The organism is Pseudomonas sp. yb_9, assembly GCF_043103635.1.
Taxonomy (GTDB): domain Bacteria; phylum Pseudomonadota; class Gammaproteobacteria; order Pseudomonadales; family Pseudomonadaceae; genus Aquipseudomonas; species Aquipseudomonas monteilii.
In genome coordinates this window covers 61,367-73,404 of the sequence record NZ_JBICKA010000056.1, presented here as the reverse complement: position 1 = coordinate 73,404, position 12,038 = coordinate 61,367, and the positions used below count along the sequence as shown (strand labels likewise).

Here is a 12,038-nt window from a genome sequence, read left to right as displayed (position 1 = left end):
GTTGGTATGCGTATAGGGGTGTGGTCGATATAAGGAATAGTATCACTGCAGATTCCGAAACTATAGCCGTCATCCTTTTCGTTTCGCGTAACTATAAGGTCTCCACACTTGATTTCATTTGAAAACCGTCTAATCTGACTTAAAATATTGAATCCAGCTCTATTAAGCTTGCGACTCTCTTTTCCGTCTGTGCTGTCGCGAAATTCGCTATATTTTTCATTTGCTAATAGTTGTAACTTAAGAAACTCTTCGGTAGGTAGCGCGCTGGGAATATTTCCACTATACGCCCTCTCCAAATGCTCGATTGCTATCACACCCCCGGCTCGAAAGTGTTTAGCATATTTTCCTTTTTCTGCGCGTATGAACCATACGTTTTGTTCTTTCGTAAGGAGAGCGATTTTCAAATTTTGAAGCATTTTAAATCCTTTTAATTTAAATGTATTTACAGCTGGCGATAATGTAGGGGGCACGATTCAATAGCCGTATGAGCAGCATGATGACATGATGGCTCGATGATGGCTATACAGCGGTGGTTGGGCCTCATCCGAATATGGCATACGAACCTGACACTCGATCTCGCATTACGAGCGCTAGCAGCAAGCACACCTTGATTCTCGTAGACACAAGATTGAGTTCCTGGGCCGGAGGCACCCGCTACTCGGACGCCCACAGCCGATTCGTCCATCATGAGATGGCCTTAACCCATACCCGTCGTTTAGGAAAAGCAAAAAAGGCCATGAACTGACTTTGACGAAGGGCTCCTGTTGGCCGTTAGCTGCTCGCCATGAGTGGCAGCTATCGACCCATAGTTGCCCTTCGCAGATCAGAGCTAACAGCCAATGATTGTCACTTGCAGCATGGTCCAGAGCTCCTCTTGCTATCCCCGCTTGAAGAGGTTGGATGTACGCATTGCAACGTAACTTACCCATCGGCCTGAACCGACCAGTAGGCGTTTCAGTAAATGCACGCCCTGGCTTATGCGGAGTCGAGCCGCGCGAAAGACGCGACGCCTGTCAGCTACGGGTCGCGCATCAATCAGGCATAGCTTGGTGGTGGCCAAGGCCACTTTTGCACCAACCGCAGCGGCGACAGCGAGGAAATATAGCCAGCGATGATTCTTGGCTTGATCATGCTGGCCAACCAGCGCCGACAACTGCTTCAAATAGGGCTTAGCAGCGGCGAGCCGAGGAATAATGCATTCGCTGGCCAACGCTACAGTGTGGCTGCCTATACCGTCGCTCACAAGACCTTGGGGGCCATCAGGTTTGACAGAACAAAAATGGTGAGGGACATACTCGCAGGTACTCGAGATCGGCGATGACTGTGAAATGTCTCGGGATAGGTTCTTTACTGGGCATAGTTTTTGATTGTATTCGGCAATCTCTTTTCGAATCGAAATGACATCGTCATCGCTTAACGTCCAACGACTCGCTGAGTAAAATCCTTTAGAGTCATCTGGCGCGAATGTTATGAAGTAGTTAGCTTCACCTTCTTTGATTTTTGTGAAAGTCCACTGCGAATAGCGACTCCACTGGCACGACTTCAAATCACTTAGTCCATTGGCCTTGCAGTAGTCGTCGTAGCGCCTAATTTGGCTTAGCAAATAGCCGCTTGCTTCCTGGATGCCTGCCGTCGTCCCTTTCAGCATAGCATTGTCCTCACTTGCGCCGTTGTCTGATACGAAGAACACTGCGGCGACCAATGCCATCGGGAACCAGAAATGATCGTAGACCTGACGGAACCGATCGGTAAGGTTGAGGTTGTCATACGCGAGAACCATGATGCCCCACCCAATGATGGCGCACAGCATCAATAGGGGAATCAGCCCAATCTCACTTCCTAGGTTTCCCACACCATGGATAGTGTAACGAGTAGGAAGGTAATTAATCGTCGGAAATAGGCCCGCGCAGTTCAACACACCTGGCAAGAGTAATAGCGTCAAAAATGTGAGTAGGCCCTGCTTCTTACCTACCGTATAGGCTGCCGCTGCAAGCATTGGAATCACCAACAGCGACAGCATTACCAAATAGCCTAGCGTAATCACCATCGCTTGATCGGGCGACCAATAGCCGGCAATGATTTTCCCAGCGGCGTCACGCTCGGTGAAGCTTGATGACACAACGTCCAGGCCTTCCAAAACTTGGTGCAGATTGTAGGCTGCGCCATGGAGAAACTTTGCATACGGGTGGAAGAAGCTAGCGATGGAGATTGACATAAATGTTGGTCCTTGGATTGTACCCCTTTCATTTCTTTTGCTAGGCGTAAATAAGGGCAGCCCTTGATAAGAAGTACTCAAACGTTTGGGCTATACGAACCTTTACGAAGGCCTGCAATCGACCAGAAGTATCCGTTCGTGCATTAGCCTTCAGTTTCGTGCGGCCCTAACGCAAACTTTTAGTGTCTGAAAGCGACAACGGTAGGCGTCCTTGTAGTCAGCCAGGTTGGTGAGCCATATCATGAATCCTGGTTCAACGAATTAGTCCGTCTGGTACTAACCTACCTCGCAGGTACTCTCATCTGCATACTTGTTTGGATCTTGAAGCAATTCTTCGATTAGTGGCTGAGTCGCGGCAAGTTGGACCTTCAGCGGAGGCGTCTTAGATAGCAACAACTGCATTGATGCCACCATAGACATTTTCATGGCCTCGCTCCCTTCTTTACCAAACGCTCCGCTAAAACTCATTTGGTACGCACTCCGATCAATTATTGAGTTAAGCGCTTCCATTTGCATGATTAGCGACATTAATTCGGCGCGTAGTTGATGGTGTGTGATTTCGCCAGAGCTAACCAGATCAGATGCTACGAATACTTGAAATTTAATGCCGGGAACCGTCGTGCCGGACTGATAAAGATACTTCTCTTCTTGCATTAGGTTGCAGATCTGAATGTTTGATGTGATTTCGGCTGAAAGTGCGGTAATTCTAGATACAAGTAGTGCTCTAGCTAATCGATCTTTTTCGGCTGCAGCCTCATTAGACTGAGTGAAAGTTACGTAAAACTGAGCGAATACAGTGAGCGCTGCAACGCTTGCGACCAGAGAGAAAACAGAAGATGCGCTTTCAATTGCGGGGCGCCACGCTGGCTTACCGAGCCACGTTATCAAAACTGCGATACACATTACGCCGATTAGAACAATAAGTGCTTTTAGCATGGGGGAGTACTTTCGAAATTTAGGCAAAAATAGCCTAGAGGCTGATTGCCGGGCAAGAATTTTTTCGTCTTGCATGAGCAAAAAACGATCATTGCCATCCACTGTGATGGCGACTCCGCGCGGATGAGGGCGAGGAGTCTAAGGCGGTAGCAGCATGTCCATCGTCAACGTTGACCGACTAATATTGCTTTCGTGAGGCATGCCATATTTCCACGGGACTGGTTCTGATCGATTTCTGTACATCACCAACGGCGTCTAAGGATCGGGAGCTGCCGGTCGCCGCTAAATGCTATAAGCCAATAGCGGTCATCGAGAGAGAGAAAAATACGGTAGTGGTAAATGAAATCTTCGCCCGCTACTTGTGGATGGGGTCCACGTATTAATTGTTGGAGCCTGCTCTGCGCTACTTTTGTGCTTTGCGCCAGTGCTCAAGAAGCTCAGTATTACCAGATGCCACCTCAATAAGCATTTGCATTGACAAGATCGGGCCGGGAACTATGCTTGCTTCATCAATATGCTGTTCGTCAAAATCTGGGTTGGTGGCAATTTCAAAGTTAACAACCCACCATATTTCTATTTTTCGCAGCAGCTCTAACAACTCTTCGAAATGAGCTTCATGATTAGACTCGACCTGACCTGTGACCACCTCGAACAGTTGATGTGCTAACAAGTTTCTAGTTTTTTTGAGTTTTTCGTACTGCTCAAGATCTTTGCTGTCTAGTGCTCCACTTTCTTGCAACCAATCAAGAGATGCATAAAGCGCGCTCTTGTTACGAGACAAAACTCTATTTTGGTACTCCACGCTAATGATCGGGCCGGTTTCGTCCCACCCATTTGTATAGAAATTGCGAAGACGGTCAATCGTCGAGTTTTTAAGTATCTCAAAAGCTGTGATGAACATCGTCGCTAGAAAAAGAGAAGGTTTGACCAAATCTGGGTCAAGAAAGAGTTCCCATCGTTCAGGAGTAGTTTCCATCATGTTCTTAACTCTTGGTTAATTGTCTGGCTTTAGCCCGTCCTAGCGAGCGAATCGAACGATTTTAACTACTTGTTACACCAGCCAAAGTGACGTCATTGCTAGACGTTACCAATCGGCCTAGGAGCTGTCTAGCTGACGTGTAGGGAAGTGTGGAAAGGGCCAGCTCTTGACTGCCCACGCCCGCTCACCAGAAGATCTATGCTGACGCCAACGGCAGGTATGGATCAATACAAGCTGGTCTCACTCATAGAAATTCCATGTTTTTAGTAAACGACGAGCGATCAGTCGCACGGTGAGCAAATAGTAATACCGTGTAGAACCGCTGCGTTGACTCAGCCTATGCTCAAGAAACCAATCTAAGTGTTTTTTCTTCCAAGCCCAAGGCGTCTGTTGCTGCCAGCGCTCTGCTATTTCAGCCTGAATGATTTTCGCCTGGCGTATATGGCGCTGCCGCGTTGCGTACGATCCCGCCAGCACCGCAGCCAAGAACAGTTCCATATCGAATGGCTTACTCACATGCTTCCTCCAATGTAGGCCGCGACCACATCGATTCGACCGTGCCCCAGCTCATAGCTGATTTGCCTTCTGGCCTTACGATCAAGGTTTTTTACTAACTGGTAGCATTGCCCGCCGTTGATAGGTGCGTGGTGCTGGGTGATTTGCTCATAGCGCTCACATGCGTACGCTGCTCGTAGCTCATGGAAGCCTTTGAGGTTGTGGTCATGCAGGATGTCCCGCGCAGGGCGGATGATTTCCTGCATTAAAGTCAGGTAGCTTTCATCTGGTGCAATCAGGTTGCGGCTACCCGCAGGTGACACCTGCCGTGCAAACCCAAGTGCAGCTCGAACATGTTCGTTCACCGCAATCCAGCGTGGCGCCAAGGCTCCGGCGCGGCCGCCTTTGGTGCCGTCCTGAATGTTGATCCGGCCTAAGTCTTGAGCCTCACGGCTCAACCGTGGCAGGTCAGCCAAGATGGCCTCACGCAAGCGCATGCCGGTGGCTCGCGCCAACAGAACAATCGCTGCGGCCCGTTGCTGATGATCGCGACAAAGCGCATCGACGATCTGCTTAACCTGTTCGCGGTCTTGGCCTTGCGGAGCCGATTGGCGAACTCCGGTGCGCTGCATTCCCAACGCCTTGCTCGGACTGGGCAATTTCACACTCTGATCACCGCGCAGCGCCGCCATTGTCCTGTTAACGCTGGATAGGCGGTTTTGTGCGGTGCTGACAGCAAGGTCACCGCGCCTTACCACGTCGCGCAGGTACGCCGCATAGTCCGCCAATACCTTCCGATCAATCTGCCGCGCATCATTGATACCGGGCCCTTGTTCGGAGCGGCACCATCTGACGAATGCCTGCCACCGATCACAGTGTGCCTTCACCGTGCCGTAGTGGCCGCCGCCGAACATGTCTTTCAACGCCTGCGGCCCTGCGTAGCTCAGTTGCCTGCCGTAGCCGAAATTACGGCCATCGCGTCTACCCACCAATGCCATGTCGAATCACCTCATCGCCTGGTCTCCGATCCTCGCCCCACGTCATCCCGCCAAGAATGTTGAGTGTTATCAGGGATCAAGGCCCCTGCGACCTGTGGGGAATGTCCACTACGCGGGACTGGCGGCTCCTTACATCCGGGAGCAAGGGCATCTCATGATCTGGCCTCCTGAGCACCGTTACCGGTGGGCGGGTGGAGGCAGTACTGGCTGACGAGACCAGTGCCTGAAGATCCTGAGCTATGTGCAAGCAGCAATGCGATGACCGGGGCATGCCTGACTGTCAGTCAGGTGCAGTCCATTCCCTGGTCTGCGGCACCATCATCTACAGCGCTGTTGCTGGTGACATCGGCGTTTGTCACGCCGATTGTCACGAGGGGGAATGCCGCAAAGCCTTGTGCAATGAGGGCTGCAGCAGTGGTAGAAGTGCCCGTCTCTTTCCAGAAGAAAGAGACGGGCGCAGGTTGGCGCAATATTCGGCCAAGCGGATAGGTTGCTGCAGGGCAGCGAGGTACGGTGTGTCTGGCGCACGAGCGCTATAGGTATAAGAGCATCCATCACATGGGTAGTGACCGGGCGAGCTGCCGGATGCTAATCGCCCTTGGGCTGAACCACCGCCAGAGCGGCGTGACCTTTAAGGCTCGGGTCACCTGGGGTGCTGTCATCGACAGCCTTTGCACGGCCAGTTCTACGCCTGTGGATAAACCCGGTCAAGGGCCGAAATTAAGCGCCCTTGAGGACGTGAAAAGCGGTTATCCATCGGTGGAATTACTTGGTAAATCCCGGACAACGTCGTGGCTTTTAGCTCTTCAAAATGAGGTCCATCCAAACAGGGCGGCTTTGCAGCCCTGTTTGGATGGACCCGCGCTGAGAAGCAGATAAGCGAGGCTGCTTGCCCCGAATCTTGGACGTTCAGTTGTTTCCGCAATTCTTGCGCCGTACAGAGTTAGCGGATCGGTACCACGTTCTTATCTCTGACTTGACCGTATGCTGAGGCAAGCAGGCTGCCGGTGGCGGCTTTCTGGATGTACTCACTCCACCAGGCCATCATCGGTCGTCTGCGTTCAATGTAGTCGGCTCGGTTGTAGGCGCTACGCACCTCATCCTTGTCGACATGCGCCAGTGCGACCTCAATGAGTTCGGGGTCCCACCCATGTTCATTCAAGATGGTGCTGGCCATCGAGCGCATGCCGTGGCTAACCAACCGATCCTGAAAGCCCATGCGTTTCAATGCCATGTTGGCGGTCTGGCTATTGGCGTGCGTGCGCGGATTTCTGTCTGCCGGGAAGACGTACTCGCGATGGCCGCTGTGAGTCTTCAGTGACTCCAATAGTGCGACAGCATGATCACTCAACGGGATGCTGTGAGGGCGGCGCTTCTTCATCCGCTCTGCTGGGATGGTCCAGACACGCCTTTCAAAGTCGATGTCTGCCCAGCGAGTGGTCGCCGCCTCGGCAGGGCGAGTCATTGTGTGCAACTGCCATTCGATCAGGCAGCGGGTGGTGCGTTTGATGCTGGCGTTCGCGATCTCCAGCATGAGCTCGGGGAGTTCTTCGGGCGGAAGCGCAGCCATGTTTTCTTTCTTGGGCTTCTTGAATACTGCCCTGATGCCGGTGAGCGGGTTGGCGAAGATCAGGCCGGAGTTTACGCCGTAGGTCATGATCTCGTTTAGCCGCTGGCTGAGACGCTTGACCGTCTCTAGGCTGCCTTTTGCTTCGATTGGGCGAAGCAATGCGATCACCATCGGCGCGGTGATCTTCGCAAGTGGTGTCGTCTTCAAATCGGGGAATACGTGCAATGTGAGCGACCGCCAAATGTCCTCGGCGTAGGCTGGGGTGACCGAGTCTTTCTTGAGCTCGAACCAGGCGGTGGCCACGTTCTCGAAGGTGTGTTCCGTTTCTGCGCGCTTGGCTTCATTCAACGTATTGCGCTGCACCTTCGGATCGATGCCTTGGGCGAGCAGCTCGCGTGCTTCGACTGCCTTCTTTCGTGCGTTCGCTAGTGACAGTTCGGGGTAGGTCCCGAAGCCGATGTTGATGCGCTTCTTGGTTACCGGTTCGCGGTAGTTGAAATTCCACAGCAACGAGCCGTTGCTGCGTACGCGGAGCTGCAAACCATCACCGTCAGTAAGGACATAATCCTTGGACGCCGGTTTGACTCCCTTGAGCTGTCGATCGGAGAGGCGGAGGTTTTGAGCAGGCATGAGATTGTCCTCAGGCACTGATTCGGTATTCCAAAGATTAGCACCGGGTGAGCTGGAATACCGTCTGGAATACCCGAACGGCTGGAACTCAAAAACTCTCAAAAGACCGCAAAAGCGCTGGAAGCCGCGTATTTACTGGTTTGCAGGCACAAAAAAAGACGTCCGTGGACGTCTTTGTTTGATCATTTGGTGGAGCCGGGGGGATTTGAACCCCCGTCCGCCAGTACTCCGCTGTCGGTACTACATGCTTAGCCGTGTCTACTGATTTAATCCGCAGCCGCCCGACGGGCAGGGTGCTTTGGATGAGTTGTGTAAGTTTTAGTCACTTCGCCCACAACGTGCTACGCGACGATCCTGTTCTGTATGACAATCAGTTCGGGTTTACAGGCATCCCCTAGTGATTGCTGGAGCCGAAGCTACCAGAAGCAACGGGTCAAGAGGGCCGCTTACGCAGCCAGCTTGTACTCCGCGCCGTAGTCTTTGTCATTGGCAACTATAAAAGTTGCAACAGTGGATTTACGAGTTCTGTTACCAACTCGGCATGCACCTAGAGTTTCGCTACCGGCGTCGAATCCTAATCGGCCCCACACTAGCGCTTGGCTAACGCACCTTACGGCACGTGAGGCGGAGTATACGCCATTACGCGGGCGACGTCGACAGCCGGTCTGGTCGCCCGCTTTCAGGGTTACGCACCACCGCTGCCAGTGCCGCCGCCTTTCTCGGTTTTCTCCAGGCGCTCCAGCACTTTGCTGGTGATGGCGATGCATTCCTTGGTTTCGCCAGAGGCCTGGGCGGCCTTGGCTTTGTCGACGTGCTCGGTGATGGCCTTGTCCAGGCCTTCGGAGGTGGCGCCGGCGGTGGCCATGCTGTCGTCGATCTTTTGCAGGTTGGCGGTGCAGAGGTCATCGGCGGCAAACACTGGCGAAGCCAGCAGGGTGGCGGCCGCGAACAGGGCCGAAAGCGCGGTACCTTTCATGGGTGTCTCCTCTGGGGCCTCTGGAAGGTGGGCCTGTAAGGTGGACTGTGGGGGATTGGCGAGGGTTCAATCGGGATGGTGGTGGGCTTTGGGTGTTTGTCTTTGGTTTTTTAGCGCCTGGTCGATCAAGCGCCGCCCGCGCGGCGCATCGCGAGCTGTGCTCGCTCCTACGTTTGTTTCGGGCCAATAATTCCTGTGCCATTTGCGCCCGAACGCCTTGGCGCTTGGCTCGATATCGTGTCGTACAAACAAGGCGGTCGCGCGCGCCTGTCACAGGCGTTGCTGGCCCGAAACAAACGTAGGAGCTCGCGATGCGCCGCGCGGGCGGCGCTCGGTCTAACAGGCGCCGCCAACCTAACGGCGAACCCCTCCTGCCTAAATGCTGCGCGGCCGGGTGACGCGGTCTACCAGGTAGACAAGGCCGTGGTAGTCGATGCCGCTGTGGCTCGACAGGCCGATCTCGCAAGTGCGGCTGGTGGAGATGCCTTCGCTGCAATACTGCACCGCATCCTTCAGGCTGCGCAGGGAGTGGGCATTGAGTTCGGGGGTGGTGAAGCCTTTGTCGCCGGCAAAGCCGCAGCAGTGAATGCCTTCCGGGATCACCACCTGTTTGCTGCAGCGCCGCGCCAGGTCGATCAAAGCCTGGCTTTCGCCCAGGTGCTGCGTGCTGCACGTCACGTGTACAGCCACTGGCTCGTCCTGGGGGGTGAACTCCAGGCGGTCGAGCAGGTGGGTGCGGATGAAGCGCACGGGGTCGTACAGGTCCAGCCGTGTTTCGCCCAGGTCTTGCACCAGGCGCAGGGTGCAGGGGCTGGTGTCGCAGTAGATCGGGTCAAGCCCGCCGCGGCTGGCGTGCAGCAGGGCGTTGATCAGCTCTTGGCGCTTGTGCTCGGCCTGTTCGGGGTAGCCCTTGGAGGCGAACGGCTGGCCGCAGCACAGGCTGTCGGCGTTGTCGGGGAACACCACCTGGTAGCCGGCCTTTTCCAGCAGGGCGCGGGTTTTGTCTAGCAGTGAACTTTGCTCGCGGTCGGCATAGGCCGGGCCCATCACCCGTGAAACACAGGCGGCCAGGTACACCACGCGGGGACGGGCGTCGTTGCTGGCCGGGCCGAAGTCCAGCGGGCGCAGCGGCTGTGGCATCGCGGGCGTCCACTGGGGCAGGCGGCCTTTGCTGGCTTTACTTAGCGAGGCGGTCAGGCGGCCCAGGCGGGGGGCGCCGAGTAGCTTGCGTGCGGTGTTGGCGGCGGTCAGGGTCAGGCGGGCGCCGCCCAGTGCGGTGTGGAAGTGCTCGGCCAGCCAGTCGGCGGTCTTGCCGTGGTCGGCAGCTTGGCTGCGCAGTTTTTTCACCAGTTCGCCGGTGTTGATGCCCACCGGGCAGCGCTGGGCGCACAGGCCGGTGGCGGCGCAGGTGTCGATGCCTTGGTACTGGTAGGTTTGCATCAGTTCGCGGGTGTCGATGCCGGCGCGCTGCTTGGCCTTGATGTCACGCCACATTACGATGCGCTGGCGCGGGCTGAGGGTCAGTCCCTTGGACGGGCACACCGGTTCGCAGAAGCCGCACTCGATGCACTTGTCGACGATTTCGTCGGCGGCGGGCAGCGGTTTGAGGTTCTTCAGGTGGATATCGGGGTCTTCGCTCAGCACCACGTCGGGGTTGAGGATGCCGTTGGGGTCGAGCAGGCGCTTGAGCGTCCACATCAGCTGGTAGGCGTCATGGCCCCATTCCAGCTCCACGAACGGCGCCATGTTGCGCCCTGTGCCGTGTTCGGCCTTCAGCGAGCCGCCGAACTCCACGGCCACCAGTTGCGCCACGTCGTCCATGAACGCCTGGTAACGGGCGATTTCTTCGGCGCTGTTGAAGCCCTGGGTGAAGACGAAGTGCAGGTTGCCTTCCAGCGCGTGGCCGAAAATGATCGCCTCGTCATAGCGGTGCTTGTCGAACAGCTGGATCAGGCGGTTGACGCCTTCGGCCAGCTGCTCGATGGGGAAGGTCACGTCTTCGATGATGACCGTGGTGCCGGTCTGGCGCACGGCGCCGACAGCGGGGAAGGTGTCCTTTCGGATTTTCCACAGCTGGTTGTACACGGCCGGGTCTTCGCTGAAGTCCACCTGTTGTTCCATCGGGAAATCGGCGATGGAGGCCATCACCTGTTGCAGTTGCTCGTGCAGCAGGCTCTGGCTGGCGGCGCGGGACTCGATCAGCAGGGCGCAGGCGTTGTCCGACAGGCCTTTTACCCACAGTGGCATGCCGGGCATGTTCTGCACCGAGCGCAGGCTGCGGCGGTCGAGCAGCTCCACGGCCGAAACCGGCTGGCGCTTGAGCACGGTGACCGCGCGGCAGCAGCTTTCGACACTGGGGAACACCAGCAGGGCACTGGCCTTGTGCGGGTGGTCGGGCACGGTGTCGTAGGTGACGGCGCTGATAAAGCCCAGCGTGCCTTCGGAACCCACCAACAGATGTTGCAGGATGTCCAGCGGCTGGTCGAAGTCCACCAGTGCGTTCAGCGACAGGCCGGTGGTGTTCTTCAGCCGGTATTTGTGCCGAATGCGGTCAGCCAGTGCCGTGTTGGCGCGGGTTTCGCGGCCCAGGCGGGCCAGCGCCTCCAGTAGGTCGGCATGGCTGCGTTCAAAGGCGGCTACGCTGGCCGGGTCTTCGCTGTCCAGGCGGGTGCCGTCGGCCAGCACCAGGCGCAGGCCGGCCAGGGTGTGGTAGGTGTTTTGCGCGGTGCCGCAGCACATGCCGCTGGCGTTGTTGGCGACGATGCCGCCGATCTTGCAGGCGTTGATCGAGGCAGGGTCCGGGCCGATCTTGCGCCCGAAGGGGGCCAGCCAGGCGTTGGCCTGGGCGCCGATGACGCCGGGTTGCAGGCGGATCTGCTCGCCCTGGCCGCGAATTTCTTTACCCCCCCAGCTATCGCCAAGCACGATCAGCACCGAGTCGGTGATGGCCTGGCCAGACAGGCTGGTGCCGGCGGCGCGGAAGGTGACCGGCACCCGCTCGCGCTGGGCCAGTTTGATCAGGCCGACCACTTCGTCTTCGGACTCGACACGCACCACCAGCTTGGGGATCAGCCGGTAGAAGCTGGCGTCGGTGCCAAAGGCCAGGGTGGAAGTGGGGTCGTCGAAGCGGCGTTCGGCGGGTATCAGGCGCTCGGCATCACGCAGGAACGCGGCGGGCAGGCTCATGCAGTCTCCTCGCGGGGCCGTGGCGTCTGTGCGCCACATGCCCCGGGTCAATC

General features: G+C 56.2%; 9 protein-coding genes and 1 other RNA gene. All 10 read right to left on the bottom strand.

Annotated features, from left to right (window positions below; genetic code table 11):
• Positions 1-416: hypothetical protein (locus ACF8MI_RS16275; RefSeq protein WP_392517607.1), on the bottom strand; the 416-nt coding region annotated here is incomplete at its 3' end.
• A 461-nt stretch (positions 417-877) separates the two neighbouring features.
• Positions 878-2,215 (bottom strand): hypothetical protein, encoded by a 1,338-nt coding sequence (locus ACF8MI_RS16270; protein WP_392517606.1) that lies wholly within the window; start codon positions 2,213-2,215, stop codon positions 878-880.
• 276 nt (positions 2,216-2,491) lie between these two features.
• Positions 2,492-3,253, bottom strand: a complete 762-nt coding sequence (locus ACF8MI_RS16265; protein WP_392517605.1) for a hypothetical protein — start codon at positions 3,251-3,253, stop codon at positions 2,492-2,494.
• 301 nt (positions 3,254-3,554) lie between these two features.
• The gene (locus ACF8MI_RS16260) at positions 3,555-4,130 is read right to left on the bottom strand and encodes a hypothetical protein (protein WP_392517604.1); all 576 of its coding nucleotides are present in this window, start codon (positions 4,128-4,130) and stop codon (positions 3,555-3,557) included.
• Between the two features lie 240 nt (positions 4,131-4,370).
• Positions 4,371-4,646 carry a hypothetical protein gene (locus ACF8MI_RS16255; protein ID WP_392517603.1) on the bottom strand — a complete coding sequence of 92 codons (276 nt, stop codon included), beginning with the start codon at positions 4,644-4,646 and terminating at the stop codon, positions 4,371-4,373.
• Positions 4,643-5,623 (bottom strand): integrase domain-containing protein, encoded by a 981-nt coding sequence (locus ACF8MI_RS16250; RefSeq protein WP_085721289.1) that lies wholly within the window; start codon positions 5,621-5,623, stop codon positions 4,643-4,645. The genes ACF8MI_RS16255 and ACF8MI_RS16250 overlap by 4 nt, the downstream gene beginning before the upstream one ends.
• 943 nt (positions 5,624-6,566) lie before the next feature.
• Positions 6,567-7,823, bottom strand: a complete 1,257-nt coding sequence (locus ACF8MI_RS16245; protein ID WP_392517602.1) for an integrase domain-containing protein — start codon at positions 7,821-7,823, stop codon at positions 6,567-6,569.
• A 187-nt stretch (positions 7,824-8,010) separates the two neighbouring features.
• Positions 8,011-8,409, bottom strand: a transfer-messenger RNA (tmRNA) gene (gene ssrA / locus ACF8MI_RS16240).
• A 99-nt stretch (positions 8,410-8,508) separates the two neighbouring features.
• Complete coding sequence (locus ACF8MI_RS16235) at positions 8,509-8,799, bottom strand: hypothetical protein (RefSeq protein WP_200928811.1); 291 nt, start codon at positions 8,797-8,799, stop codon at positions 8,509-8,511.
• Positions 8,800-9,174: 375 nt separating this feature from the next.
• A complete protein-coding gene (locus ACF8MI_RS16230) occupies positions 9,175-11,985 on the bottom strand; it encodes an FAD-binding and (Fe-S)-binding domain-containing protein (protein ID WP_200928810.1) in 2,811 nt (936 codons plus the stop codon).
• Between the last annotated feature and the right edge of the window lie 53 nt (positions 11,986-12,038).